The organism is Streptomyces nitrosporeus, from assembly GCF_008704555.1.
Classification (GTDB): Bacteria; Actinomycetota; Actinomycetes; order Streptomycetales; family Streptomycetaceae; genus Streptomyces; species Streptomyces nitrosporeus.
In genome coordinates this window covers 3793593-3820571 of sequence record NZ_CP023702.1, presented here as the reverse complement: position 1 = coordinate 3820571, position 26979 = coordinate 3793593, and the positions used below count along the sequence as shown (strand labels likewise).

22 protein-coding genes are annotated in these 26979 nt (G+C 69.1%); 9 read left to right on the top strand and 13 right to left on the bottom strand.

The genetic code is table 11. The annotated features are described in order from the left end of the window. Window positions 1-48 precede the first annotated feature (48 nt). The 7 genes from gyrA to dnaA form a co-directional block, all read right to left on the bottom strand. Window positions 49-2685, bottom strand: coding sequence for a DNA gyrase subunit A (gyrA, locus tag CP967_RS16990; protein ID WP_150488782.1), 2637 nt, complete (start codon window positions 2683-2685; stop codon window positions 49-51). 46 nt (window positions 2686-2731) lie between these two features. Further along, window positions 2732-4801, bottom strand: coding sequence for a DNA topoisomerase (ATP-hydrolyzing) subunit B (gyrB, locus tag CP967_RS16985; protein ID WP_150488781.1), 2070 nt, complete (start codon window positions 4799-4801; stop codon window positions 2732-2734). A gap of 402 nt (window positions 4802-5203) precedes the next feature. Next, window positions 5204-5707: a DciA family protein gene (locus CP967_RS16980; RefSeq protein ID WP_150488780.1), complete on the bottom strand. Its 504-nt coding sequence runs from the start codon at window positions 5705-5707 to the stop codon at window positions 5204-5206. Between the two features lie 95 nt (window positions 5708-5802). Next, window positions 5803-6933, bottom strand: coding sequence for a DNA replication/repair protein RecF (recF, locus tag CP967_RS16975; RefSeq protein WP_150488779.1), 1131 nt, complete (start codon window positions 6931-6933; stop codon window positions 5803-5805). Window positions 6934-7021: 88 nt separating this feature from the next. Further along, window positions 7022-7900: a phosphogluconate dehydrogenase (NAD(+)-dependent, decarboxylating) gene (gene gnd, locus CP967_RS16970; protein WP_018553877.1), complete on the bottom strand. Its 879-nt coding sequence runs from the start codon at window positions 7898-7900 to the stop codon at window positions 7022-7024. Between the two features lie 132 nt (window positions 7901-8032). Then, on the bottom strand, window positions 8033-9163 hold the full coding sequence (dnaN, locus tag CP967_RS16965; protein ID WP_150491895.1) for a DNA polymerase III subunit beta: 1131 nt from the start codon (window positions 9161-9163) through the stop codon (window positions 8033-8035). Between the two features lie 1193 nt (window positions 9164-10356). Then, window positions 10357-12135, bottom strand: coding sequence for a chromosomal replication initiator protein DnaA (gene dnaA, locus CP967_RS16955; RefSeq protein ID WP_150488778.1), 1779 nt, complete (start codon window positions 12133-12135; stop codon window positions 10357-10359). 381 nt (window positions 12136-12516) lie between these two features. Here dnaA and rpmH point away from each other — a divergent pair, with 381 nt between their 5' ends. From rpmH to CP967_RS16910, 9 genes are all read left to right on the top strand, one after another. After that, window positions 12517-12654 (top strand): 50S ribosomal protein L34, encoded by a 138-nt coding sequence (gene rpmH, locus CP967_RS16950; protein WP_006381191.1) that lies wholly within the window; start codon window positions 12517-12519, stop codon window positions 12652-12654. Window positions 12655-12672: 18 nt separating this feature from the next. Continuing rightward, entirely contained in the window at window positions 12673-13044 is a 372-nt protein-coding gene (rnpA, locus tag CP967_RS16945; protein ID WP_150488777.1) for a ribonuclease P protein component, read from the top strand. Continuing rightward, window positions 13041-13400: a membrane protein insertion efficiency factor YidD gene (gene yidD / locus CP967_RS16940; RefSeq protein WP_150488776.1), complete on the top strand. Its 360-nt coding sequence runs from the start codon at window positions 13041-13043 to the stop codon at window positions 13398-13400. The genes rnpA and yidD overlap by 4 nt, the downstream gene beginning before the upstream one ends. Window positions 13401-13403: 3 nt before the next feature. Further along, the gene (gene yidC, locus CP967_RS16935) at window positions 13404-14669 is read left to right on the top strand and encodes a membrane protein insertase YidC (RefSeq protein WP_150488775.1); all 1266 of its coding nucleotides are present in this window, start codon (window positions 13404-13406) and stop codon (window positions 14667-14669) included. A 14-nt stretch (window positions 14670-14683) separates the two neighbouring features. After that, on the top strand, window positions 14684-15193 hold the full coding sequence (locus tag CP967_RS16930) for a Jag family protein (protein WP_150488774.1): 510 nt from the start codon (window positions 14684-14686) through the stop codon (window positions 15191-15193). A 108-nt stretch (window positions 15194-15301) separates the two neighbouring features. Further along, window positions 15302-16018 carry a 16S rRNA (guanine(527)-N(7))-methyltransferase RsmG gene (gene rsmG, locus CP967_RS16925; protein WP_150488773.1) on the top strand — a complete coding sequence of 239 codons (717 nt, stop codon included), beginning with the start codon at window positions 15302-15304 and terminating at the stop codon, window positions 16016-16018. Between the two features lie 391 nt (window positions 16019-16409). Further along, window positions 16410-17486, top strand: coding sequence for a ParA family protein (locus tag CP967_RS16920; RefSeq protein WP_150488772.1), 1077 nt, complete (start codon window positions 16410-16412; stop codon window positions 17484-17486). After that, window positions 17483-18574 carry a ParB/RepB/Spo0J family partition protein gene (locus CP967_RS16915; RefSeq protein ID WP_150488771.1) on the top strand — a complete coding sequence of 364 codons (1092 nt, stop codon included), beginning with the start codon at window positions 17483-17485 and terminating at the stop codon, window positions 18572-18574. Before CP967_RS16920 ends, CP967_RS16915 begins: the two co-directional genes overlap by 4 nt. 501 nt (window positions 18575-19075) lie before the next feature. Further along, window positions 19076-19693: a GNAT family N-acetyltransferase gene (locus CP967_RS16910; protein WP_150488770.1), complete on the top strand. Its 618-nt coding sequence runs from the start codon at window positions 19076-19078 to the stop codon at window positions 19691-19693. Window positions 19694-19841: 148 nt separating this feature from the next. Here the strand turns inward: CP967_RS16910 and trxA are convergent, their stop codons facing one another. The 6 genes from trxA to murJ form a co-directional block, all read right to left on the bottom strand. Beyond that, window positions 19842-20174, bottom strand: a complete 333-nt coding sequence (trxA, locus tag CP967_RS16905) for a thioredoxin (RefSeq protein ID WP_150488769.1) — start codon at window positions 20172-20174, stop codon at window positions 19842-19844. Window positions 20175-20218: 44 nt separating this feature from the next. Further along, window positions 20219-21190, bottom strand: coding sequence for a thioredoxin-disulfide reductase (gene trxB, locus CP967_RS16900; RefSeq protein WP_150488768.1), 972 nt, complete (start codon window positions 21188-21190; stop codon window positions 20219-20221). 127 nt (window positions 21191-21317) lie between these two features. Next, the gene (locus tag CP967_RS16895; RefSeq protein WP_150488767.1) at window positions 21318-22256 is read right to left on the bottom strand and encodes a zf-HC2 domain-containing protein; all 939 of its coding nucleotides are present in this window, start codon (window positions 22254-22256) and stop codon (window positions 21318-21320) included. Beyond that, window positions 22253-22927 carry an RNA polymerase sigma factor SigM gene (gene sigM, locus CP967_RS16890; protein WP_190175115.1) on the bottom strand — a complete coding sequence of 225 codons (675 nt, stop codon included), beginning with the start codon at window positions 22925-22927 and terminating at the stop codon, window positions 22253-22255. Before sigM ends, CP967_RS16895 begins: the two co-directional genes overlap by 4 nt. 48 nt (window positions 22928-22975) lie before the next feature. Next, entirely contained in the window at window positions 22976-24673 is a 1698-nt protein-coding gene (locus CP967_RS16885; protein WP_150488765.1) for a protein kinase family protein, read from the bottom strand. Window positions 24674-24802: 129 nt separating this feature from the next. Beyond that, window positions 24803-26959, bottom strand: a complete 2157-nt coding sequence (murJ, locus tag CP967_RS16880; RefSeq protein WP_150488764.1) for a murein biosynthesis integral membrane protein MurJ — start codon at window positions 26957-26959, stop codon at window positions 24803-24805. Window positions 26960-26979 lie beyond the last annotated feature (20 nt).

The window sequence follows — 26979 nt, the reverse complement described above, 5'->3', positions numbered from 1 at the left end:
GTTCGCTCCGGTAGCGGCCGAACCGGCGCCCGTGGCTCCACTCACGCTCTACTCCTCGTGCTCCCCGGCCGAAGGCGCCGTGCCCTCGGCCACGCTCTCGGCCTGGGCCTCGGCCGTGCCGGCTTCGGTCGTGCCGGCCTCGGTCTCATCGGCCTCGGCACCTTCGACCTCTTCGGCCTCGCGGCCGGCCTCGGCGTTGCGCGCGATGCCGACGACGGCATCGCGCTTGCCCAGATTGATCAGTTGGACGCCCATGGTGTCACGGCCCGTCTCCCTGACTTCATTGACTCGCGTACGGATCACACCGCCGCCGAGCGTGATGGCGAGGATCTCGTCCGTCTCCTCCACCACCAGCGCGCCGACGAGTGAACCCCGGTCCTCGACGATCTTCGCGGCCTTGATGCCCAGACCGCCACGCCCCTGGACGCGGTACTCGTCGACGGGGGTCCGCTTCGCGTACCCGCCGTCGGTCGCAGTGAAGACGAACGTACCGGGCCGGACGACATTCATCGAGAGCAGTTCGTCCCCTTCCCGGAAACTCATGCCCTTCACACCCGACGTGGCGCGCCCCATCGGCCGCAGCGCGTCGTCCGTCGCGGTGAACCGGATCGACTGGGCCTTCTTGCTGATGAGCAGCAGGTCGTCCTCGGCCGACACCAGCTCCGCGCCGATCAGTTCGTCGTCGGCGCCGCTCTCCGTCTCCCGGAGGTTGATCGCGATGACACCACCGGAGCGCGGCGAGTCGTAGTCCTTCAGCGGGGTCTTCTTCACCAGACCGGCCTGGGTGGCCAGGACCAGGTACGGAGCGGCCTCGTAGTCCCGGATCGCCAGGATCTGCGCGATCCGCTCGTCCGGCTGGAACGCCAGCAGGTTCGCGACGTGCTGGCCCCGGGCGTCCCGCCCGGCGTCCGGCAGCTCGTACGCCTTGGCCCGGTAGACGCGGCCCTTGTTCGTGAAGAACAGCAGCCAGTGGTGGGTCGTGGACACGAAGAAGTGGTCGACGATGTCGTCTTCCCTGAGCTTCGTGCCGCGCACGCCCTTGCCGCCCCGCTTCTGCGAGCGGTAGTCGTCCGTCTTGGTGCGCTTCACATAGCCGCCACGGCTGATCGTGACGACGATGTCCTCCTCGGCGATCAGGTCCTCGATGGACATGTCACCCTCGAAGGGCACCAGCTTGGAACGCCGGTCGTCGCCGAACTTGTCGACGATGGCGGCCAGTTCCTCGCTGACGATGCCGCGCTGCAGCTCGGGCGAGGCCAGGATCGCGTTGTACTCGTTGATCTTCGCCTGGAGCTCGTCGTGCTCGGCGGTGATCTTCTGGTGCTCCAGCGCGGCCAGCCGGCGCAGCTGCATCTCCAGGATCGCGTTGGCCTGGATCTCGTCGATCTCCAGCAGGCCCATCAGGCCCTCACGCGCGATCTCCACCGTGTTGCTGCGGCGGATGAGCGCGATGACCTCCTCGATGGCGTTCAGCGCCTTGAGCAGGCCGCGCAGGATGTGCGCCCGCTCCTCGGCCTTGCGCAGCCGGAACCGCGTACGCCGGATGATGACCTCGATCTGGTGCGTCACCCAGTGCCGGATGAACGCGTCGATCGACAGGGTCCGCGGGACGCCGTCGACGAGCGCCAGCATGTTCGCGCCGAAGTTCGTCTGCAGGTCGGTGTGCTTGTAGAGGTTGTTGAGCACCACCTTGGCGACCGCGTCACGCTTGAGCACCACCACCAGGCGCTGGCCGGTACGCGAGGACGTCTCGTCCCGGACGTCCGCGATCCCGCCGATCTTGCCGTCCTTGACCAGGTCGGCGATCTTCTGCGCGAGGTTGTCGGGGTTGGTCTGGTACGGGAGCTCCGTGACGACCAGGCACTGGCGGTTCTGGATCTCCTCGACCGCGACGACCGCCCGCATGGTGATCGAGCCGCGGCCCGTGCGGTAGGCCTCCTCGATGCCCTTGCGGCCCACGACCAGCGCGCCGGTCGGGAAGTCCGGGCCCTTGATCCGCTCGATCAGCGCGTCCTGCAGCTCGTCCGGAGCCGCTTCCGGGTGCTCCAGGTACCACTGGGCGCCCTCGGCGACCTCGCGCAGGTTGTGCGGCGGGATGTTGGTCGCCATACCGACCGCGATACCGGCGGAACCGTTCACCAGGAGGTTGGGGAACCGCGCCGGCAGGACCGTCGGCTCCTGGTTGCGGCCGTCGTAGTTGTCCTGGAAGTCGACGGTCTCCTCGTCGATGTCCCGGACCATCTCCATGGACAGCGGCATCATCTTGCACTCGGTGTACCGCATGGCGGCGGCCGGGTCGTTGCCCGGGGAACCGAAGTTGCCGTTGGAGTCCACCAGCGGCATCCGCATCGACCACGGCTGCGCGAGCCGCACGAGCGCGTCGTAGATCGAGGAGTCGCCGTGCGGGTGGTACGTACCCATGACGTCACCGACGACGCGGGCGCACTTGTAGAAGCCCTTCTCGGGCCGGTAACCGCCGTCGTACATCGCGTACAGCACCCGGCGGTGGACGGGCTTGAGACCGTCCCGCACGTCGGGCAGCGCACGCGACACGATGACGGACATCGCGTAGTCGAGGTAGGAGCGCTGCATCTCCGTCTCGAGCCCCACGGGCTCGACACGCATGCCCACACCCGGGACGGCGGGCTCCTCTTCGGGCGTCACAGGGGAATTCTCGTCGGCCATTGCTGGTCAAAATCCTTTCGGGCTGCGGCTTGCTGGTACGGCCGACTCAGATGTCGAGGAAGCGGACGTCCTTGGCGTTGCGCTGGATGAACGAGCGCCGCGCCTCGACGTCCTCGCCCATCAGCACGGAGAACAGGTCGTCGGCCTGCGCCGCGTCGTCCAGCGTGACCTGGCCCAGGACACGGTGGTCGATGTCCATCGTGGTGACCCGCAGCTCCTCGGCGTTCATCTCGCCGAGGCCCTTGAAGCGCTGGATCGAGTCCTCCCGGATCCGCTTGCCGTTCTGCTTGCCGAGTGCCACCAGGGCGTCGCGCTCGCGGTCGGAGTACGCGTACTCGAAGTCGTCCCGGCCCCACTTGATCTTGTAGAGCGGCGGGCGCGAGAGGTAGACGTGGCCGGCCTCGACCAGCGGGCGCATGAAGCGGAAGAGGAACGTCAGCAGCAGCGTGTTGATGTGCTGGCCGTCGACGTCGGCGTCCGCCATCAGGATGATCTTGTGATAGCGGAGCTTCTCGATGTCGAAGTCCTCGTGGACACCGGTACCGAAGGCGGAGATGAGCGCCTGGACCTCGGTGTTCTGGAGGATCTTGTCGACCCGGGCCTTCTCGACGTTCAGGATCTTGCCGCGGATCGGCAGGATGGCCTGGTACATCGGGTTGCGGCCGGACTTCGCCGAACCGCCGGCGGAGTCACCCTCGACGATGAAGATCTCGCACTTCGTCGGGTCGTTCGACTGGCAGTCGCTCAGCTTGCCCGGCAGCGAGGCGCTCTCCAGCAGCCCCTTGCGGCGGGTCAGGTCACGCGCCTTGCGGGCCGCCACGCGGGCGGTCGAGGCGGCGATGCCCTTGCGGATGATGTCGGCGGCCTCGTTGGGGTTCCGGTCGAACCAGTCCGTCAGCTGCTCGTGGACGACCTTCTGCACGAAGGTCTTGGCCTCCGTGTTGCCCAGCTTGGTCTTGGTCTGGCCCTCGAACTGCGGCTCGCCCAGCTTCACCGAGATGATCGCCGTCAGACCCTCGCGGACGTCCTCACCGGTGAGGTTGTCGTCCTTCTCGCGCAGCAGCTTCTTGTCGCGCGCGTACCGGTTGACCAGGGAGGTCAGCGCGGCACGGAAGCCCTCCTCGTGCGTACCGCCCTCGTGCGTGTGGATCGCGTTGGCGAAGGAGTAGACCCCCTCCGTGTACTGCGTGTTCCACTGCATGGCGATCTCGGCCGAGAGGAGGCGGTCCTTGTCCTCGGACGCGATGTCGATCACCGACTGGTGGATGACGTCGCCCTTGCGGGAGTTCAGGTACTTCACGAAGTCGACGATGCCGTTTTCGTAGTGGTACGTGACGCTCCGCGTCGACTCCTCCTCCGGCACCTCGACGGCCTCGGCGCTGTCCGCGCCGGCCGTGGCCTTCGCCGACTCGCGCTCGTCGGTGAGCTTGATGGTGAGGCCCTTGTTGAGGAACGCCATCTCCTGGAAGCGGCGCGACAGGGTCTCGAAGGAGTACTCGGTGGTCTCGAAGATGTCCCCGTCCGCCCAGAAGGTGACGGACGTACCGGTCTCCTCGGTGGCCTCGTGCTGCGCCAGCGGGGCGGTCGGGACACCCAGCTTGTAGTCCTGGGTCCAGCGGTGGCCGTCCGTACGGACCTCGACGGACACCCGGGTGGACAGCGCGTTGACGACGGAGACGCCCACACCGTGCAGGCCGCCGGAGACGGCGTAACCGCCCCCGCCGAACTTGCCGCCCGCGTGCAGCACGGTCAGCACGACCTCGACGGCGGGCTTGCCCTCGGACGGCACGATGCCGACGGGGATACCGCGGCCGTTGTCGACCACGCGTACGCCGCCGTCGGCCAGGATCGTCACATCGATCGTGTCCGCGTGCCCGGCCATGGCCTCGTCGACCGAGTTGTCGACGACCTCCTGCACAAGGTGGTGGAGGCCGCGCTCACCGGTGGAACCGATGTACATGCCGGGTCGCTTGCGGACCGCGTCCAGGCCCTCGAGGACCGTGATGGCGTTGGCGTCGTACGAGGGGGCAGCCTCGTCCTGCTCACCGGCTGTAGACGGAATGTTCTCGTTGGGGTTGCCGGAATCGGCCACGAAGCGCCCTTTCTGGCACAGCACAGGCCGTCTCCGGACAGGCGGGAGCGGCTGCGTCGTTCGGCTTGTATCGACGACTCCCGCACGGAAGCGGGATTGTCCCCCCAGTCTACCGCTAGCGCTGACATGAATGGGGGTTTGCCGGTACCTGAGTACGCATGTGCCGCCCTGAACGAGCGGCTGACGACTCCCCATATTCAGGACGGGGGCCGGGGAGGCTCACGACGGCATTGAGCGCTTCGGCCTGTCAACCTCCGGCTACGGTGAGGGACGCCTCATCCGGCCCGGCCGGAGCGAACCGCCGCAGACCGCGCATCCCGTCGACCGAAGACCCCCCGAAACCGGGACGAAACCGACCTGCGCCACCCACCGGTAAGAAGGCCCGGGAGCGGGGTGTACGACGCGAAAGGCCCAGCTCAGCCGGGCTCAGCCGTAGGTGTCGCCGGGCCCCCGGCTGCCCGGCGAGCGGAGCGGGCCGAAGCCGCGCTGAGGGCCTCCGGGACCCAGCACCTTGATCATCCGTACCGTGCCCTGGCCCAGGTCCGCGTTCAGCCGGGCCACCAGCTGCGGGGCCAGCAGTCTCAGCTGGGTCGCCCAGGCCGTGGAGTCGCAGCGCACCGTGAGCACCCGCTCCCGCGGGTCCTCGTCGTAGCGCACCGGGACACAGTGTTTGGCCAGATCCTCCCCGACGATCTGCGGCCACCGGCCCATCACCCCGCCGACCGCGGCGGGCGTCTCCCACCCGCGTTCGGTGATCAGCCGGTTGATCGCCGAACCCAGCGGCAGCGGATCACGGCCGTCGGAACGCGCCCCGGACCGGAGCCCGCCGCCCCGCCTGGCCTGTTTCCTCTGCTGCGCGGCCGTGCCCCGCGCCCGGGCCTGCTCCTTCGCGGCCCGCAGCGCGACCCGCGCCAGATCGACACCCGACATCTCGGGCTCCTTCGCGGGCCGGGCCCGGCCTTCAGGCACCGGTCCTTCAGGCGCCGGTCCTTCCGCCGCCGGCCCGGAGGCCGCTCCCCGCTCGCTCACGACCGCTCCACCGCGCCCGCGGTCACGGCGTACCGCGCACCCGCCAGCACCCCGGGGATGTCCTCGCCCACCGCCGCCGTCACCAGCACCTGCTCGGCGGGGGCCACCAGCTCCGCCAGCCGCTCACGCCTGCGGGCGTCCAGCTCGGCGAAGACGTCGTCCAGGACGAGCACCGGCTCGTTGCCCTCGGCGCGCAGCAGCTCGTACGAGGCCAGCCGCAGTGCCAGCGCGTACGACCAGGACTCACCGTGGCTCGCGTACCCCTTCGCGGGCATGTCCCGCAGCCCCAGGACCAGGTCGTCCCGGTGCGGGCCGACCAGCGTCACGCCCCGCTCGATCTCCTGCTTGCGCGACCCGGCGAGGGCCTCCATCAGCCGCTCGTAGAGCTCCTCGCGGGTACGGACGGAGGACACGTCGGCGCCGGCGGAGCTGCGGTACTCCAGCGCCACCGGGCCGCCGCCCGGGGCGACGTCCGCGTACGCCTTGTCGGTCAGCGGCCGCAGGGTCGCGATCAGGTCCAGCCGCTGGGCGAGCAGTTCCGCGCCGACCTGGCCCAGGTGCTGGTCCCACACGTCCAGGGTGGACAGGTCCATCGACCGGCCGCCGTGCCGGCGGGCCATCGCCGCCGTCTTCAGCAGGGTGTTGCGCTGTTTCAGTACGCGCTCGTAATCGGAGCGGACACCCGCCATCCGGGGGGAACGGGCCGTGATCAGCTCGTCCAGGAAGCGCCGGCGCTCACCGGGGTCGCCCTTCACCAGAGCGAGGTCCTCGGGGGCGAACAGCACCGTCCGCACTATCCCCAGCACATCGCGCGGCCTGACCTGGGAGGAGCGGTTGATCCGGGCGCGGTTGGCGCGGCCGGGGTTGAGCTCCAGCTCGACCAGCTGGGAGCGCTCGCCCTGGGTGACCGCGGCCCGGACGACGGCCCGCTCCGCTCCCATCCGCACCAGTGGGGCGTCGGACGACACCCGGTGACTGCCGAGCGTCGCCAGGTAGCCGACCGCCTCGACCAGATTGGTCTTGCCCTGGCCGTTGGCCCCCACGAACACGGTGACGCCCGGGTCGAGGGGAACCTCGGCCCGGGCGTACGAGCGGAAGTCGGCCAGCGAGAGATGCGTGACGTGCATGGTCGCGGGCCTTCTTCCTGCTCCGTGCTCTGTGACGTACCGGGTGCCGGTGCGCCGGGCCCTCCCGGCACCCGGCCCGGTCCGCGGTCTACTTCTTGTTCTCGACCGCGTGCCCGCCGAACTGGTTGCGCAGCGCGGCGATCATCTTCATCTGCGGGGAGTCGTCCTGGCGCGAGGCGAAGCGCGCGAACAGGGACGCGGTGATCGCGGGCAGCGGGACGGCGTTGTCGATGGCGGCCTCGACCGTCCACCGGCCCTCGCCGGAGTCGGCGGCGAAACCGCGGAGCTTGTCGAGGTGCTCGTCGTCGTCCAGGGCGTTGACGGCGAGGTCCAGCAGCCAGGAACGGATGACCGTGCCCTCCTGCCAGGAGCGGAAGACCTCGCGCACGTCCGTGACGGAGTCGACCTTCTCCAGCAGCTCCCAGCCCTCGGCGTACGCCTGCATCATGGCGTACTCGATGCCGTTGTGGACCATCTTCGCGAAGTGGCCGGCGCCGACCTTGCCCGCGTGGACCGAGCCGAAGTCGCCCTCGGGCTTGAGCGCGTCGAAGACCGGCTGGACCTTCGCCACGTTCTCGGCGTCGCCGCCGTACATCAGCGCGTAGCCGTTCTCCAGGCCCCAGACACCGCCGGAGACACCGCAGTCGACGAAACCGATGCCCTTGATGCCCAGCTCGACGGCGTGCTTCTCGTCGTCGGTCCAGCGGGAGTTGCCGCCGTCCACGACGATGTCGCCCGGGGACAGCAGCTCGGCGAGCTCGTCGATCGTGGACTGGGTGGCGGCACCGGCCGGGACCATCACCCACACGACGCGCGGGCCCTTGAGCTTGCCCACAAGCTCTTCCAGGCTGTGGACGTCGGCGACGTCCGGGTTGCGGTCGTAACCGATGACGGTGTGGCCTGCGCGGCGGATGCGCTCGCGCATGTTGCCGCCCATCTTGCCGAGGCCGACGAGACCGAGCTCCATCAGAGATTCCTTAAGCGTTGTGCCGATTCATACCCATGTCCGAGCCTACGCCCGGCCTGGGAGCGGCGCCGTGGGCCGGCGCGGCACTGGGCCGGCCCACGGGACGCCGCCATGAGGGAAACGGGGGCCGGGTCAGCCGGAGAGGCGGACCGGCATGATCAGGTACTTGTAGGCGTCGTTCGCCTCGGCGTCCACGGCGGGGCGTCCGCTGAGCAGCGCGGGCTTGGTCGACGTCGTGAAGGAGAGCTGCGCCACCGGGGAGTCGATCGCGCTCAGCCCGTCCAGCAGGAAGGTCGGGTTGAAGGCGATCGAGATGTCGTCGCCCTCCAGAACGGCCTCGACCCTTTCCACAGCCTGTGCGTCGTCGCTGGAACCGGCTTCCAGGATGAGCACCCCCTGCTCGAAGCTGAGCCGCACCGGAGTGTTCCGCTCGGCGACGAGGGCCACACGCTTGACGGCCTCGACGAAGGGCGCGGTCTCGATGACCGCGACCGAGTTGAACTCGGTGGGGAAGAGGGTGCGGTACTTGGGGAGGTCGCCCTCGAGCAGCCGCGTCGTCGTACGGCGGCCCGCGCCCTCGAAGCCGATGAGGCCCTCTCCGGCACCCGATCCCGACAGGGCGAGGGTGACCGTGTCGCCGCTGGTGAGCGCCTTGGCCGTGTCCAGCAGGGTCTTGGCGGGCACCAGGGCCACGGCCGAGGCGTCGGCGTTCTCCGGCTTCCACAGGAACTCGCGGACCGCGAAGCGGTAGCGGTCGGTCGAGGCGAGGGTCACGGTGTCGCCCTCGATCTCGATGCGGACACCCGTCAGCACCGGGAGGGTGTCGTCGCGGCCGGCGGCGATGGCGACCTGGGCCGCGGCGGAGGCGAAGACCTCACCGGGCACGGTGCCGGTCGCGGTCGGCATCTGCGGGAGCGCCGGGTACTCCTCCACAGGAAGGGTGTGGAGAGTGAACCGCGAGGAGCCGCAGACCACGGTCGCCCGTACACCGTCTGTGGAAATCTCCACCGGGCGGTTGGGGAGGGCGCGGCAGATGTCGGCGAGCAGCCGGCCGGAGACGAGCACCGTGCCGTCCTCCTCGACCTCCGCCTCCACCGAGACCCGCGCCGAGACCTCGTAGTCGAAGCTGGAGAAGCTGAGGGCCCCGTCCTCCGCCTTCAGCAGAAGGCCCGCGAGAACGGGGGCCGGCGGACGGGCCGGAAGGCTGCGGGCCACCCAGGCCACCGCCTCCGCGAGTACATCGCGCTCCACCCGGATCTTCACCGGAACCGCCTCCTGCTGTTGCTCGCTCGCCCTGCTGGCCTTCGTCGTCTGGTCGGGGCTCCCTGGCACAGGGCCGGGGAAGCCGCCGGGGACCAGTCTGACGTACGGCACCGACACTCGTTGCTGCTCGGGGTCAAATCGCGAGGAGAGGGGCAGACGGCCCGAGGCGCGAGTTGTGCACAGGCCCCACTTCGAAACGGATTCCTGGCTAACTCTGAGTGGTAGTAGTAGTAGGCCTTGTGGAAACCGTGGATAACGTTGTTTGCACAGGTCAGAAGCGGTTTTTTGTCCACCGCCCCTGTGGGTGGAACCGGTGGACAACCTGGTGTCTCTGTGGACACCCGAAAGTTCTGCACACCCGATGCACAGGCAAGGGGTACTTCTCCCCAGGGCCGTCCCCAGCTTTACCCACGTTCCCCACAGCCCAATCGACGACTGGTGTGTGACGCCTTTCACTCTCGACGGTGAAAGTGAGTGTCGGATTGCCGAACAGTGGACAGCCCTGTGGGGAACCAGGGCAAAGCTGGGGACAACTGGGGACCTTCTGTGGGCCGACAGTGGACAACCGTAGTGAGCGACTGTGGAGCAAGAGATTATCCACAGGCTGTGGATTGAGGTTGGGCACAAATCCACAGGGGCGTGACCTGGGCTGATGGAGTATCGGCAGCCGCCCCTGTGGACGCAACCTGGACAACTTCCCGGTCCCCAGGTTGTGGACGCACATTTTCCCCTGAATCTGTGGAGAAGTAGCTGGTGGCGGCCGGTATTCGAACACTCCTGGCGCCCGTGACAGCGAGTTGGGAGGCGCCCGCCTCATGGCAACGCCCCTGCATGGGGCCCTGAACACCGCGTACCGGGCCGTGAAACATCGTTCTGAGGCGCTGTGGATCCGCGATCGAGGGGCTCGCGCGGCTCGCGTGGCTGGCGAGGGCTCGCGAGGGCAACGGGCAGTCGCACGGGGTGGGGTGAGGGCGGGGACGCGCGGCCGCGGGGGGACGCGGGTGCGGGGCCGCGGGCGCGGGCGTGAGGACGGAGGAGCGGAACAGGGCGGCTCCCGGCCGCCGGAACACGGCGGGGCCCGGCCGCCGGAACACGGCGGGGCCCGGCCGCCGGAACGACGGAGGGCGCCCGGCGGAGCCCTCGTCGAAAGGACTCCGCCGGGCGCCCTCGCCGGGGACGCCGCGGTGCCGGTCTCAGCCGTTCTTGATGCGGTTGGTCAGCTCCGTCACCTGGTTGTAGATGGACCGCCGTTCCGCCATCAGCGCCCGGATCTTGCGGTCGGCGTGCATGACGGTCGTGTGGTCGCGTCCGCCGAACTGCGCCCCGATCTTGGGGAGTGAGAGATCGGTGAGCTCCCGGCAGAGGTACATGGCGATCTGGCGCGCCGTCACCAGCACGCGGCTGCGGGACGATCCGCAGAGGTCCTCCACCGTCAGACCGAAGTAGTCGGCGGTGGACGCCATGATGGCCGGCGCGGTGATCTCGGGGGCCGTGTCCTCGCCGCCCGGGATCAGGTCCTTCAGCACGATCTCGGTCAGTCCCAGGTCCACCGGCTGGCGGTTGAGGCTGGCGAAGGCGGTCACACGGATCAGCGCGCCCTCCAGCTCGCGGATGTTGCGCGAGATCCGCGAGGCGATGAACTCGAGCACCTCGGGCGGGGCGTTGAGCTGTTCCTGCACCGCCTTCTTCCGCAGGATCGCGATCCGCGTCTCCAGCTCGGGCGGCTGCACATCGGTGGTGAGGCCCCACTCGAAGCGGTTGCGCAGCCGGTCCTCGAGGGTCACCAGCTGCTTCGGCGGGCGGTCGGAGGACAGCACGATCTGCTTGTTGGCGTTGTGCAGCGTATTGAAGGTGTGGAAGAACTCCTCCTGCGTCGACTCCTTGCTCGCGAGGAACTGGATGTCGTCGACCAGGAGGATGTCCACGTCGCGGTAGCGCTTGCGGAAGGTGTCGCCCTTGCCGTCGCGGATCGAGTTGATGAACTCGTTGGTGAACTCCTCGGAGCTCACGTACCGCACCCGGGTGCCCGGATAGAGGCTGCGGGCGTAGTGGCCGATGGCGTGCAGCAGATGGGTCTTGCCGAGCCCGGACTCGCCGTAGACGAAGAGCGGGTTGTAGGCCTTCGCGGGGGCCTCGGCGACGGCGACGGCCGCGGCGTGCGCGAAGCGGTTGGACGCGCCGATGACGAAGGTGTCGAAGAGGTACTTCGGATTCAGCCGCGCGTGGTGCTCGTTGGCCCCCGGCGCCGGCACGGACGGGGAACCCATCGGGCCGGGGCCCCGTCCGGTCCCGCCCTGGAGGTGCTGGGGCTGCTGGTCCTGGAGGTCCTGGAGGTCGTGGCGCTCGCGCTGCGGTTCGTAACCCTGGTGCTCGGGCGGCTGCGGCCGGTAGTCGTGCTGCGGCTGCTGGGGCCGGGCGTTCGCGTAGGGGTCGAGGTCCTGGTAGCCGCCGTGCCGGGGCTGCCAGGAGAGGTCCTCCTGGCTGCGGGGCCAGGCGCCGGGCTCCGGTCGCTGCTGCTGGTAGTCCGGGTAGGCGGGGCGTGCCGTCGGCATCCCGTCGTCGCCGGCCCGGTGGCCGTAGCCGTCGTACATGTCGTTGAGCGCGGGTTCTTCCCGCTGCGGCGGCCCGGGGTACCGGTGGGGCGGCTGGCCCTGGGGAGGCTGGTGCATCGGGGGCGCGGGCGGGGCGGGCGGCTCGTTCGCGGAGTCGTCGACCGTGATCGCGATACGGATCGGACGGCCGCACTCCCGGGTGAGCGTCTCGCTGATGAGCGGGGCGAGCCGGCCCTCCAGGACGCGCTTGCCCCACTCGTTGGGCACCGCCAGCAGCGCGGTGTCCGCCACGAGCGCCAGCGGCTGGCAGCGCTCGATCCACTGCTTGTCCTTCGGCTCGATGCCCTGCTGCCCCTCTCCGAGGAGATGGTCCAGCACACGTGGCCACACTGCGGCAAGATCGGCAGGTACGTCAGCCACAAGGCACGCTCTCTCGCATGTCCCACGAATGTGTGGTTCTCGGGACGGGATGGGTCGGGTCGGGTGAGGCCCGGCAGGGGGGAAGGAAAAGAACCGGAGTCCGGCCACGGTAGTCAGGCCGACCCGTGCGGTTCAAGTTGTTGTCCACAGGCTGTGTACAGAACAGGGCCGTACGGAGCGGGTTTGACCGAATGGCGCAGCCGCGCGTACCGTGACCAGGTCGAGTTGTCGATGGCTGCTGCCGCCTGCCTCCGATGGGCAAAGATCACGATCTGTGATTGTGAAGCGGTGCACTAAGGCGTTTACGCGAGTTCCTCGTGGGCGCACGGTGACAGCCAGGCGATGTCCCGCCAACACACGAATCATTTCTGGAGCCCCCGAGTGAGCAAGCGCACCTTCCAGCCGAACAACCGTCGTCGCGCCAAGACCCACGGCTTCCGGCTGCGTATGCGTACCCGTGCCGGCCGCGCGATTCTCGCGAACCGCCGTGGCAAGGGTCGCGCCAGCCTGTCCGCCTGATCGCGGCAAGGTCATGTCGTGCTGCCTACCGAGAATCGGCTGAGGCGGCGCGAGGACTTCGCGACCGCGGTACGCCGAGGACGCCGGGCCGGCCGCCCGCTACTCGTCGTGCATCTACGCAGCGGTGCCACGGACCCGCACGTGACGGGGGAGAGTCTTCCCCCACCACGTGCGGGTTTCGTCGTCAGCAAGGCAGTGGGGGGAGCGGTCGTCCGCACCGCGGTGAAGCGCAGGCTTCGCCATCTGGTCCGCGAGCGGCTCACCCGGTTGCCCCCCGGTAGCCTTGTTGTCGTACGCGCGTTGCCCGGATCGGGTGGCGCCGACCATGCACAGCTGGCCCGAGACCTGGATGCCGCCCTGGAGCGGCTACTGGGAGGGGGCGCGCGATGAAGTACCCGCTGCTGGCTCTCATCAAGCTGTACCAGTGGACGATCAGCCCGCTTCTCGGGCCCGTCTGCCGCTACTACCCGTCGTGTTCCCACTATGGATATACGGCGATCGACCGGCACGGTGCGATCAAAGGAACGGCGCTGACCGCATGGCGCATCCTGCGTTGCAATCCGTGGTCGCCCGGCGGCGTGGACCACGTACCTCCACGCAAACGTCCGCGCTGGCACGAACTGCTGCGCAGCCATGCGGGTCGTGGCGAGGGAGGGGACTCCGCCGCCGATGTGTCCGCCCGGGGACCGGCCACCGAGCCCCCGAGCCCGGTCACAGAGACCTCGCCCAATGCTCAAGGAGCCTGATTAGTGGACACGATTGCCAGTCTGTTCAGCTTCATCACCTGGCCTGTCTCGTGGGTCATCGTCCAGTTCCACAAGTTGTACGGAGCGATCTTCGGTGACGACACGGGCTGGGCCTGGGGCCTGTCCATCGTGTCCCTGGTGGTCCTGATCCGGATCTGCCTGATCCCGCTTTTCGTGAAGCAGATCAAGTCGACCCGGAACATGCAGGTGCTCCAGCCGAAGATGAAGGCGATCCAGGAGCGCTACAAGAACGACAAGCAGCGTCAGTCCGAAGAGATGATGAAGCTGTACAAGGAGACCGGGACCAACCCGCTCTCCTCGTGCCTTCCCATCCTGGCGCAGTCGCCGTTCTTCTTCGCCCTGTACCACGTGCTCTCGTCCATCGCCTCGGGCAAGACGATCGGCGTCATCGACCAGCCCCTGCTGGACAGCGCCCGTCAGGCGCACATCTTCGGCGCCCCGCTGGCCGCGAAGTTCATGGACAGCGAGGACAAGGTCGCGGCACTCGGTGCCTCGCTGACCGACGTCCGCGTCATCACGGCGATCATGATCGTGCTGATGTCGGCCTCGCAGTTCTTCACCCAGCGCCAGCTGATGACGAAGAACGTCGACCTCACGGTGAAGACCCCGTACATGCAGCAGCAGAAGATGCTGATGTACATCTTCCCGGTGATCTTCGCCGTCATGGGTATCAACTTCCCCGTCGGTGTCCTCGTGTACTGGCTCACTACGAACGTCTGGACCATGGGTCAGCAGATGTACGTGATCAACCAGAACCCGACCCCGGGCAGCAAGGCGCAGGAGCAGTACCTGGGCCGGCTCCTGAAGAGCGTGAGCACGCACGGGCAGGTGCGTGGGCGCACCCGGCGCAACACCGTCAAGCGGGTCGTGGCCAAGGGCCCGGACCGCAACGACATCGAGCGCAAGTTCATCACCGGCCTCGCCAAGCTGGGCCTCGCGGCCCAGGAGGACGGCACGGTGACGAAGAGCGATGCCGCTGTCCTCGAAGCCGAGGGCGGCGCTGCACAGAAGCGTCAGCAGCCCAAGCGCCAGACCAAGGCGAAGCGGCAGACGCACACCGGTGCGGGTGCGGCCAAGGAGGCCGGAGCGGACGAGACCGCGTCCAGGACCTCGTTGACCAAGCAGGACACCCCCAGGGACGACAAGCCGAAGTCGGCGGGCAGGTCCGCTGCGTCCGGTTCCTCACGGCAAGCCAAGTCCGGACAGCGCAAGGGCCCGCAGCGGCCCAAGCACCCGTCCAAGAAGTAAGAAGGAGACCATCCGTGACGGAAGGCACCATCACCACGTCCGCCGAGGGCAGCGACACCCTGACCCGCCTCGAGCAGGAAGGTGAGATCGCGGCCGACTACCTTGAGGGTCTCCTCGACATCGCCGACCTGGACGGCGACATCGACATGGACGTGGAGGCGGACCGGGCCGCGGTCTCGATCATCAGCGACTCGGCGCGCGACCTGCAGAAGCTGGTGGGGCGCGACGGCGAGGTGCTGGAAGCCCTCCAGGAGCTGACGCGTCTGGCCGTCCACCGCGAGACCGGCGACCGCAGCCGTCTGATGCTGGACATCGCCGGCTTCCGTGCCAAGAAGCGGGAGGTCCTCGCCGCCCTGGGCGCCAAGGCCGCCGACGAGGTCAAGAGCTCGGGTGAGCCCGTGAAGCTGGAGCCGATGACGCCGTTCGAGCGCAAGGTCGTGCACGACGCGGTCGCGGCGGCAGGTCTGCGCAGCGAGTCCGAAGGCGAGGAGCCCCAGCGCTTCGTCGTCGTACTCCCTGCCTGACCGGATCCTTGTAGTCCCGGCCCCGTCTGTTCGCAGGCGGGGCCGCTTTTTCTCAGCCTGTTGGTCAGCCCACCCCCAGTGCGTCAGTGCTACGGAAGGACGGTCCCCGTGACGGAGGAAGCAGAGCTCCCCCAGGCGCCGAAGGAGGCGCAGGAGGTATTCGGGGAGTACCTCCCAGAGGCTGTCCGCTATGCGGAACTTCTCGCGGACGCCGGGGTGAAGCGAGGGCTGATCGGCCCTCGGGAGGTACCGCGCCTGTGGGGCCGCCACCTGCTGAACTGTGCGGTGCTCTCCGAGGCCGTTCCCGAGGGAGTCACCGTCTGCGATGTGGGGTCGGGGGCGGGACTGCCCGGTATCCCTCTCGCGCTGGTCCGTCGCGATCTCAAGATCACACTCCTTGAGCCGCTGCTGCGCCGGACGAACTTCCTCCAGGAAGTGGTCGAGCTGCTGGGGCTCGACCATGTGACCGTGGTGCGGGGGCGGGCGGAGGAAGTGCTCGGCAGCCTTCAGCCGGTTCACGTGGTGACGGCGCGTGCCGTCGCCCCTCTGGACCGGCTCGCCGGCTGGGGGGTGCCACTACTGCGTCCCTACGGCGAGATGCTGGCTCTGAAGGGCGGTACGGCCGAGGAGGAGATCCAGGGCGCCCGGGCCGCTCTCAGCAAGCTGGGAGTGGTGGAGACCGAGGTGCTGCACGTGGGCGAGGGGGTCGTGGACCCTCTGTCGACCGTGGTGCGCGTGGTGGTCGGGGAGAGCCCGGGCGGAGTGAGGTTCGCCGCGAAGCGCGCCAAGGCGGCACGGACCGGGCGGGCACGGCGGCGTCGCTGACGGCGGTCAGCGGGCGGTGGAGCAGGACGGGGCCGGATGGCCGTCCCGGCGTGTGCTGAGACGGCTGTCCGGTGGAGCGGGGTGGGCCGCCGGGGCCCGCGAACCTGGGGCCCGGCGGCCTGATCGCCGACTCCTCCGGTGTGGGATTACCCACGTCGATGCTCCATGCCAGCAGCGATACGGCTGCCTGCGGAGTGTCTAAACGACGCCGCTGAGTGACAGAGGCATCGTGTTTCACGTGAAACGTCGCTCTCTGCTGCAGAAAATCATCGGGCGCGGGAGGGTGGACGCGGTGCCACGCGACCATGGACCCGCCCGGGGCACGGAGTTGTCCACACACGGGGATTCATCCACAGAAGAGCCGGGCTCGCTGGTTCGCCACCCCGAAAGCATGGCAGGCTCTGTTCATTGTGAGCCTGAAGTCGAGGAGAGTGAATCCTTGCGGTCCGACGCCAATACCGCGGGACCGATGACCGATCCGGTCCCCGGTCCCCGTACCGAATCCGCAGGTGGTGGTGTTTCACGTGAAACACCACCACCGATGGATGACACCCCCATCGGTCGGGCGGCCCAGCTCGCGGTCGAGGCCCTGGGCCGCGCCGGCGAGGGGCTGCCCCGCCCTGACCGGACCCGGATCATGGTGGTCGCCAACCAGAAGGGCGGAGTCGGCAAGACGACCTCGACGGTCAATCTCGCTGCTTCTCTCGCTCTGCACGGCGCCCGTGTCCTGGTGGTGGACCTCGACCCGCAGGGGAACGCCTCCACGGCGCTGGGGATCGATCACCATGCCGAGGTTCCCTCCATCTACGACGTCCTGGTGGAGAGCATGCCGCTCTCCGAGGTGGTGCAGCCTGTGCCGGACGTCGAGGGACTCTTCTGCGCCCCGGCCACCATCGATCTCGCCGGTGCGGAGATCGAGCTGGTGTCCCTGGTGGCGCGGGAAAGCCGTCTGCAGCGGGCTATCCAGGCGTATGAGCAGCCTCTGGACTACATCCTCATCGACTGCCCGCCCTCGCTCGGCCTGTTGACGGTCAACGCCCTCGTGGCCGGTGCCGAGGTGCTCATTCCGATCCAATGCGAGTACTACGCGCTGGAAGGCCTCGGTCAGCTGCTGCGCAACGTCGATCTTGTCCGCGGCCACCTCAACCCGGATCTCCATGTGTCGACGATCCTGCTCACCATGTACGACGGCCGGACCAGGCTCGCCTCACAGGTGGCGGAGGAGGTGCGGAGCCACTTCGGTAAGGAGGTGCTCCGGACCAGCATCCCCCGATCCGTACGTATCTCGGAGGCCCCGAGCTACGGGCAGACCGTGCTGACCTATGATCCTGGCTCCAGTGGATCCCTGTCCTATCTGGAGGCGGCCCGTGAAATCGCCCTGAGGGGCGTCGGGGTTCACTACGAGGCGCAGCATGCCCGGACGGGCGTCCTGAATCACCAGCAGAGCAATTCGGAGGGCATGCAGTGAGTGAGCGTCGTAGAGGGCTGGGGCGTGGGCTCGGCGCGCTGATCCCTGCCGCTCCGCAGGAGAATCAGGCCATGTCTCCTGGTTCCGGTGCGGGACCGCTGGCCTCCGTGGACCGTGGGGTAGCCGCGGCCAAGGTGGCAGGGCTGATGTCCGGCCGAACGGTACCCGAGCCCACCTCGCCCGTCGCCGAGCTGGAGAGCGTCACCACCGCGACCGAGGCCGGGGCCGGGGCCTACTTCGCGGAGATTCCTCACGACCGGATCACGCCGAACCCCCGGCAGCCGCGTGTGGTCTTCGATCCGGATGCGCTGGCCGAGCTCGTCACCTCGATCAAGGAGGTCGGTCTCCTCCAGCCGGTGGTCGTCCGTAAGACCGCTGACGACCGCTACGAGCTCATCATGGGTGAGCGGCGCTGGCGGGCCTGCGGAGAGGCGGGGCTGGAGCACATCCCGGCGATCGTCCGTGCGACCGACGACGAGAAGCTGCTGCTCGACGCGCTTCTGGAGAATCTGCACCGGGCCCAGCTGAACCCGCTGGAAGAGGCCGCGGCGTACGACCAGCTGCTGAAGGACTTCAACTGCACGCACGACCAGCTGGCGGACCGTATCGGGCGGTCCCGCCCGCAGGTGTCCAACACGCTGCGTCTGCTGCGGCTTTCGCCCCCCGTGCAGCGGAGGGTGGCGGCCGGGGTCCTCTCGGCCGGTCACGCGCGTGCCTTGCTGTCCCTGGACGACTCCGAGGAACAGGACCGGCTGGCCCACCGCATCGTGGCAGAGGGCCTGTCCGTGCGCGCGGTCGAGGAGATCGTGAATGTCCGGAGCGCCGAGCGCGGTGGCCCGGCGAAGGCGAGGGGCCCCCGGGCGGGGGGCCGGGTCTCGCCGGCACTGACCGATCTGGCTTCCAGACTCTCCGACCGATTCGAGACGCGGGTGAAGGTCGACCTCGGTCAGAAGAAGGGCAAGATCGTCGTGGAGTTCGCGTCGATGGAGGACCTGGACCGGATCCTCGGAAGCCTCGCTCCCGGTGAGGGCAAGGTGTTCGAGCAGAGCCGCGCGAAGGAGCGGGACCAGTCCGGCGATGAGGCCTGAACCCCGTAGGAACGGGCCGGGAGTCGCCGGCTGACGGGTTCGGCCGAGAGCTCGCCCCAGGACTCGGGCAAGGGCTCGGCCAGGGGCCGGGCGCCGGCTCGCGCGAGGGCCCGGCCAGGACCCAGGGGCGAGTCCGGGCGAGGGCCCGGCCAGGGCTCAGGGGCGGGTTCCGCCGGAGCCCGTCTCGGGTCTCCGGTGAGGCCCGCGGGGGCAGAAGAAGAGCGGGCGGGCTGTGTTCCGGGAACACAGCCCGCCCTTTGCCTTCTCTCGGTGTCCGCATCAGGTCTGGGTGGATACGATGCGTTCTGGCAGGGCGTATCCACCACTGTGTTCCACCTCGGAGGAGGCGGAGGCCGTGCGATCTGTGCATCGCAGCCATCTGGTGACAGTCGGGTTGGGGATCGGGGCTGTCGGGGGCTTCCTCGGCAGCCTGTTCCGGGAGCGGAACGCGCTGGCGGCCGCGCGCGACGCAGCAGGCGAAGGAAGCGAGGAACCGCCTCCATGGGGCGTCGTTTTGTACCGCTCACCTTGGACAACCTCTCGGACCTCCCCACCCGTTGCCGCTCGTGCGTCTTCTGGGAACTTGATCCGGTCAGCGGGAGAGCCGCGGTAGAAGCGGGCCGGCCAGGGGCGGAGAAGGAGTCCTGGATATCCGCCGTGCTGTTGGAATGGGGCTCTTGCGGACGCGTCGTCTACGTGGACGATGTTCCGGCCGGTTTCGCCCTCTACGCACCGCCCGCCTATGTGCCCCGTGCCACGGCGTTCCCCACCAGCCCGGTCTCTCCTGACGCCGTCCAGCTGATGACCGGTCTGATCCTGCCCGGCTTCCAGGGGCAGGGGCTGGGGAGGGTGATGGTGCAGACCGTCGCCAAGGATGTGCTGCGGAGAGGTTTCCGAGCGATCGAGGCATTCGGCGACGCCCGGTGGAAGGAACCCGCCTGTGTACTGCCCGCGGAACATCTGCTGGCGGTCGGTTTCAAGACGGTCCGTCCTCACCCGGTTCACCCGCGGATGAGACTGGAGCTGCGTACGACGCTTTCCTGGAAGGAGGACGTCGAGCTGGCCCTGGACAGGCTGTTGGGAGCCGTTCAGAAGGAACCCGCGCTGAGGCCCCTCTGACAGCGCCCCTGCCCGGCCCGCGACCGGACCGCGTGCTCTTCGGACACGGTGGTGCTCGGGGAAGGCCGGTACGGGTCGGTGAGAACATGGAACGGGCCCGCCCCCGGGAGGGCGGGCCCGTTTCACGTGAAACAGGGGTGCAGGGGAATCAGCCGGCGATGAACGGCTCGAGGTCGCGGAGGATCGCGGCCTTCGGCTTGGCGCCGACGATGGTCTTGGCGACCTCGCCGCCCTGGTACACGTTGAGCGTGGGGATCGACATCACGCCGTACTTAGCGGCGATGCCCGGGTTCTCGTCGATGTTGAGCTTGACGATCTCGATCTGGTCGCCGTACTCAGCCGCGATCGCCTCCAGAGAAGGGGCGATCTGGCGGCACGGGCCGCACCAGGCAGCCCAGAAGTCCACCAGAACCGGCTTGTCGTTTTTCAGGACATCCTCGTCGAAGGAGTCGTCGGTTACGTTCTTCAGGGCGCCGGCCACGGCGGCCTCCTTGTTCTCGTATGGGGCGGGGGTGGGGGCAAGTATCAGACTGCCGGAGTCTTCTCCGGCTCAGCCGGCTTCTCGTCGGTGAGCGCGGCCAGGAAACGCTCCGCGTCGAGCGCGGCGGAGCACCCGGTACCGGCTGCGGTGATGGCCTGCCGGTAGGTGTGGTCCACGACGTCACCGGCTCCGAAGACACCCTTCAGGTTGGTGCGGGTCGACGGCGCATCGACCTTGAGGTACCCCTCGTCGTCGAGTTCCAGCTGGCCCTTGAAGAGTTCCGTGCGGGGGTCGTGACCGACAGCGATGAACAGGCCGGTCACCGGAAGCTCGGACGTCTCACCCGTCTTGGTGTTGCGCAGGGTCAGACCGGAGAGCTTCTGGTCACCGTGCACCGTGGCGACCTCGCTGTCCCAGGCGAACTTGATCTTCGGGTCGGCGAAGGCACGCTCCTGCATGGCCTTGGAGGCCCGCAGGGAGTCACGGCGGTGGACGATCGTGACGGACTTGGCGAACCGGGAGAGGAACGTCGCTTCCTCCATGGCGGTGTCACCGCCACCGACGACGGCGATGTCCTGCTCCTTGAAGAAGAAACCGTCACAGGTGGCGCACCAGGAGACGCCGCGTCCGGAGAGCGCGTCCTCGTTCGGGAGACCCAGCTTGCGGTGCTGCGAGCCGGTGGTGACGATCACGGCCTTGGCGCGATGCACCGTTCCGGCGGTGTCCGTGACCGTCTTGATGTCACCGGTGAGGTCGACCGAGACCACGTCGTCCGGGATGAGCTCGGCGCCGAACCGCTCGGCCTGGGCCCGCATGTTGTCCATGAGCTCGGGGCCCATGATCCCGTCCTGGAAGCCCGGGAAGTTCTCCACGTCGGTGGTGTTCATCAGCGCCCCGCCGGCGGTGACGGCGCCTTCGAAGACCAGCGGCTTCAGCGACGCCCGAGCGGTGTACAGGGCGGCGGTGTACCCGGCCGGTCCGGAGCCGATGATGATCACATTGCGGACGTCGCTCACGGGTTCTTCCTCGTCTCTGCGGACTGCCAACTGCCGACTGGGGTCGGTTCCACGACTCTCACCCCACCCAACGGATCCTACGGGGCGTGCATTCCCGAACGGCCGGACCGGCCTGCGGCCCGATTCTTCACGGTCGGGCGTAGGAGTCGGAACGCAGAAGTCGGCCATAGGTGACAGGGGCGCTTCCCACACAGCCGGCGTCGACGACATAGGCCTGGACACGTTCCGGATCGCTCGCGTCCGGCAGGACGACAAGGAACGCCGCAGTGCCTTCGAAGCTGCCCTGTTCCACGGCCAGGGCAGGAGTGTCCCGCCCGGTTCCCCGCTGGACACAGAGTGGCACCTCCACGGCGGGTGCGCGCAGCGGGGTACCGGAGGCGAGGGTGCCAGGGGTGAGGTCCTGCGGGGACTTCGCGTCCGCGGATGGTTCGCCCTCACCGGCTTCGGATGCTTCGGCCTCCGAGTCCACGGGAGCGGGGGCGGCCTTCAGGAGGTGGCGTACCTGCTCTTCGAGAGAGGGGCCCGAGAAGTCCTGCGCACCCTTCGCCGCGGAACCGGCGGCTTGGTCCGCCGAGCTGAGGGAGGCGCCGGGCAGCTGGACCGACTGGAGGAGGAAGGCGCTCACCCCGACCACCGCCGCGCCGAAGACCGAGCCGAGTACGACCGTACGACGACGTCGTGCCGAGCGCCGGCCGGGGCCGGTGGCCCCGCGGGGGCGGCCCGAGGGGCGGGCGGCCGCTCCGGGTTCTCCGGTCCGGTCGTGTGTTTCACGTGAAACAACGCCTGCCGCCGCTCCGGAGGCGGGCACCGGGAAGGGCTCGGCGGCCAGAGCCGCGTCGATACGGGCGGCGATGTCCTCCGGCATGCTCTCCTGGTGGGCTTCATCGCCCCCGCCGGCCAGCAGTGAGCGGATCTCCTCCAGCGAGACCTGGGTGTCGTGGCACTCGGCACAGGACGCGAGATGATGTCGGATGTCTGCTGCCCGGTCAGGGGGAAGCAGACCCTCCGTGAGATCGGAGATCTCCGAGACGTCCGGGTGCTCGACCGCGTCAGTTGCGGATGTCATACGTGGCCACCTCCACCCTTCACAGCGGCGGGATCACCGGCTCCCGCGTCCCGCTCCCCTGACTGCGGTGGGACGGTCGTCCCGGGCGTCCGGTTCCTTTCCACCGCTCCGTCCCCGCTTTCCCCGGCACGCAGATGTCTGAGGAGGGGGAGCAGTCTGGCCCTCCCCCGTGCGCAACGGCTCTTCACCGTGCCGACCGGCACGTCGAGCATGCGGGCCGCCTCCGCGACCGGATAGGCCTGCATGTCGACCAGGACCAGGGCGGCGCGCTGCTCCGCCGGGAGGGTGGCCAGAGCGGCCAGGAGTTCACGGTGCAGGTCCTGACGCTCGGCGGGGGCCTCGGCGGACTCGTGCGGTTCGAGGAGCTGATCGAGCCGCTCCGTGTCCTGGACCGGAGCCGTCTTGCGTGTCGCGGCCTTGCGCGCACGGTCGAGACACGCGTTGACGGTGATGCGGTGCAGCCATGTGGTGACGGCTGACCGGCCGCGGAAGGTGTGCGCCGCGCGGAAGGCCGAGACAAGGGCGTCCTGAACGGCGTCAGCCGCCTCCTCGCGGTCCCCGAGCGTGCGGAGGGCCACGGCCCAGAGGCGGTCACGGTGACGTCGGACGAGCTCACCGAACACGTCGGATTCGCCTGCGACATGGCGTGCCAGCAGGTCCTGGTCACTCATGTCCGCGAATCTGGCGTCGTCCAACGGTGGGCCCCCTCCCCGGCGTCGTCAGTCGGTGATGCGGATGTCCGAGACCTTGCCCCGGTAACGGCCGTCGTCGCCGAACGGCAACTCGGTCAGCCAGACCAGAAGGTACCGCGCCCGCACCGGCTTGTCGGGCTTGAGGGACACCTTCGTCCCGGACCCCTGGGCGAGTGTGGTGAAGGAGTCGGGCGCGGAAGGGATCGACGCACTCTCCGTGGCACGCAGTTCGACCGAGGTGCTGCCCCCCGCGAAGGAGACCTCGACGTTGCCCACCTGCTGGACCTTGCCGAGGTCGAGAACGACACCGACGCCCGACTTCAGCCTGCCGAAATCGGCGGTGGCATAGCCGTCCGTGCGCCAGTAGGAGCCGGGGTCCCCGTCATGCACGTTCTTCGTCGAGTCGGGCTTCTCGGTCCCGTCGCCCAGCGGGTCGTAGTCCTGTGCGTGGACGATGGTGACGGGCTGGGGTTCCGCCGCGTTGTTGTCGTCGCTGCCACCGTCCTCGGTGGTCTGCGTGGTGGAGGGCTCAGTGGTGTCCTTGCTGCGGTCGAGGACGGTCTCGGCCAGCTGCCAGCTGCCGAGGCCGAGAGCCGCGATGAGCAGGGCGGATACCGCCCACTTGAGCGCCTTGCCGGTACGGCTCTGCAGCGGGGGCGGCGGAGCCTGGACGACGGGCTGGGTGACCGCCGCGGCAGGACCGGCCGGATGCCGGCCGTAGGTGCCCTGCTGGTAGGTCGTGCGCTGGTACTCGGGCGGCGGGGCGAAGACCGGCTCCGGAGGCAGGACACGCGGCATGGCCGCCACGGCCTTGGCCAGTTCGTCAGGCGTGGTGCAGGGCTGCTCCTGCCGGGAGGCGGTCGCGCCGTCGTTGGCGAGCGCCCGCATGGCGAGCTCGGAAAGACCCCGGTGGACGCCGGCCCGTACCTGATCGGGCGGAATCAGCCCGAGATCCTTCGGAAGGCCGACGAGACCGTACGCGTCGTTCTCGTAAGGCCAGCGGCGGGTGAGCGCCGCGTAGAGCAGAGCTCCGACGGCCTCGGTGTCCGTGCGCAGCGGCTGCTCCGCGGTGATGCCCCGCAGCGCGGCGTTCACCGCGAGTCCGCGGATCCGGTACTGCCCGGTGGAACTGCGCAGGACGGCGCCCGGAGTGAGCCGCAGATGGGCGAGGCCCTCCCGGTGCGCGGCGGCCATGGCCTGGGAGACCTGGCTCACCAGCTGGTAGGCGTCGTGGGCCTCCAGCGGACCCGCGGCGAGCAGTGTGGTCAGCTCGGTGGCGTCCGGCAGCCATTCGTGCACGACGTAGACGAGGTCGTTCTCCTCCACCGCGTCCAGGACCTGGACGAAGCGGGGATCACCGAGCAGTGCGGACGAACGCGCGGCGGCCAGGACGGAGCGGGCGCGCGGATGGTCGGCGGTGAGCAGATGGACCCCCACCGCCCGGCGCAGCTTCTCGTCGACGGCGCGCCAGCTGCTGAAACCGTCCAGCCGGGTGACGCATTCCTCCAGGCGGTAGCGTCCGGCCAGCTTGTGGCCGCTGTGCAGGTCGGGGGCCGCCGGAACGGCGTCCGAACTCCTGTGGCCGTCCGTGCCGCCAGGGCTCGTTCCCGCCGTGTCCTGGGTGTCTGCCGTCCCGTCGGTCGTGGCCTCGTCCGCCTTGGCGGTCAGCGGCTCGTCGCCGCTGTTGTCGGCCACGTCGACAGCGGCCGTGCTACGTTCCGCCACCGTCGTTCCTGCCTCCCCATCCGTTGCGCGATGCCAGCCAGCTCTGCACAGTCACGCCAATTGTGCCCACACTCCGGCGCTATGCACGACACGCGGTGTCCGGCGATGGTTGTGCGGCCCGGCGGTGCTTCAGCGTCCGAGCCGTCCGCGGACCATGCCGACCATGCCGTTGAGCTCCTCGATACGCATCTTCCTCGCGGCGACGAAGAAGATGCCCAGCAGAACCACGGTGCCGCAGACCAGAGCCACCACCGAACCGCCCGCGCCCTCGCCGAGCGTCCTCAGCAGGGCGAAGCCCACGGCCCCGCCGATCGCGGCCGCGGGGACCGCGGCGAGGCAGAGACGGGCGTAGGTACGCACGACGCGGGCACCGTCGAGATCGCCGCCCAGCCGGTTGCGCAGGCGCCGCCAGGCGATGCCGACGCCCACCGCGTAGGCCAGACCGTAGGAGGCGGCCATGCCGACGACCGCCCACCGGGCCGGCAGGACCACGTAGCACAGGGCGGAGGCGGCGGCGTTGACCGCTGCCACGATGACGGTGTTGTAGAAGGGGGTCCGGGTGTCCTCGTAGGCGTAGAACCCGCGCAGCACGACGTACTGCACGGAGTACGGGATGAGGCCGAGGCCGAAGGCCATCAGGATGAAGCCCATGGAACGGGCCGCCTCGGTGCCGCTGGAGGCGTAGAGCAGGGTGCACATCGGCAGGCCCAGCGCCAGGAAGGTGAAGGCGACGGGCACGATGGCCACGGCGGAGTTCCGCAGCCCCTGCGAGATGTCGTCGCGTACGGCCCCGGGATCGTCGTCATGGGCGGCACGGGAGATCCGCGGCAGCAGGGCCGCCATGACCGAGACGGTGATGATCGCCTGGGGCATGCCCCAGATCAGCTGGGCGTTGGAGTAGGCGAGGAAGCCCGTGCCGTCCTGGCCGGAGAGCTTGCCCGCGGAGGTCGCCAGCTGGGTCACCACGATGACCCCGGCCTGGTTGGCCAGGACGAAGAGGACCGTCCACTTGGCGAGCCTGACCGTTTTTCCGAGCCCGTGGCCCTTCCAGTCGAAGCGGGGCCGGAAGCGGAACCCGGCCTCGCGGAGATAGGGGATCATCGCCAGGGCCTGCACGGTCAGACCGAGCAGGGTGCCGATGCCGAGCAGCCGGACACCCTCCGCGGGGATCGTCTCGACGCCCATCCGGGACTCGGCCGAGGTGCCGTAGACCCAGATGAACAGGCCGAAGGTGACGATCATGACGATGTTGTTCAGGACCGGGGTCCACATCATCGCGCCGAACCTGCCGCGCGCGTTCAGGATCTGGCCCATCACGACGTGGATGCCCATGAAGAAGATGGTCGGCAGGCAGTAGCGGGCGAAGGTGACGGCGACGCTGTTGGCAGCCGCGTCGTTCGCGATGGTCGGCGACATCATGTAGATGAGCCAGGGCGCGGCGAACACCGCGAGGGCGACGATCAAGCCGAGCGCGACCATCACCAGGGTGAGCAGGCGGTTGGCGAATGCCTCGCCCCCGTCCGCGTCCTCCTTCATGGAGCGGACGAGCTGGGGCACGAAGACCGAGTTCAGCCCGCCGCCCACCGTGAGGATGTAGATCATCGTCGGCAGGGTGTACGCGATGGTGAAGCTGTCACCGAGCAGTACGGCACCCAGGGCCGCGGTGATCACCAGGCTGCGGACGAAGCCGGTGAGCCGGGACACCAGGGTGCCGGCCGCCATCAGGGCACTGGACTTCAGTATCCCGGCGGCGCGGCCGGCGGGCTTCGGAGGGACCGGGGCGGCCGCGGGCGCGGGTTCCGGCGCCGCCGGAGGACCGGGCGGGCGTCCCGACCCCTGCTGGTCGCGGAAGAGGTGGGCGAAGGCATCCGGTTCCGTACGGTCGTCGGATGCCTGGGTGACGAGATCGTCCACCCCCACGTACTGGGTGGTCGCCGCGTCGTCCCCGTAGGGGAGGTGCCGTGAAGGGCCTGAGGGCTCCGGTGGCGGCGTCTGGGCCCAGACGCGGGGGTCCGGGGGGTACTGGGCCGCGGGAGGCTGCTGGTAGAGCGCCTGCGGCTGCTGATAGGCCCCCGGCGGTGGCGGAGGGTGGGAGGCGCGGTCGTAGAGCGCCTCGGACACCGGGTCCTGCGCGGCAAGGTCCTGGGAGCGGTACGGGTCGTGGTCGTACGCGTGCTGGAGGTACGGGTCGGGTGTGGCCCATTCCTGGCCGCCGTCCGGCGGACCGCCGGACGAGCCAGCCCCGCCCGCGCCCTGGCCGCGGTCACCGTCGTACGGCGCGTTCATCGAAACCCCACCTCATCGTC

Coding starts and splice junctions, on each gene's coding strand:
- gyrA (WP_150488782.1), bottom strand. CDS start 2,685: ATGGCCGACGAGAATTCCCCTGTGACGCCCGAAGAGGAGCCCGCCGTC.
- CP967_RS16980 (WP_150488780.1), bottom strand. CDS start 5,707: ATGTCGGGTGTCGATCTGGCGCGGGTCGCGCTGCGGGCCGCGAAGGAG.
- recF (WP_150488779.1), bottom strand. CDS start 6,933: ATGCACGTCACGCATCTCTCGCTGGCCGACTTCCGCTCGTACGCCCGG.
- gnd (WP_018553877.1), bottom strand. CDS start 7,900: ATGGAGCTCGGTCTCGTCGGCCTCGGCAAGATGGGCGGCAACATGCGC.
- yidD (WP_150488776.1), top strand. CDS start 13,041: ATGAAGTACCCGCTGCTGGCTCTCATCAAGCTGTACCAGTGGACGATC.
- CP967_RS16920 (WP_150488772.1), top strand. CDS start 16,410: ATGGCAGGCTCTGTTCATTGTGAGCCTGAAGTCGAGGAGAGTGAATCC.
- CP967_RS16910 (WP_150488770.1), top strand. CDS start 19,076: ATGGGGCGTCGTTTTGTACCGCTCACCTTGGACAACCTCTCGGACCTC.
- CP967_RS16895 (WP_150488767.1), bottom strand. CDS start 22,256: ATGACATCCGCAACTGACGCGGTCGAGCACCCGGACGTCTCGGAGATC.
- sigM (WP_190175115.1), bottom strand. CDS start 22,927: ATGAGTGACCAGGACCTGCTGGCACGCCATGTCGCAGGCGAATCCGAC.
- murJ (WP_150488764.1), bottom strand. CDS start 26,959: ATGAACGCGCCGTACGACGGTGACCGCGGCCAGGGCGCGGGCGGGGCT.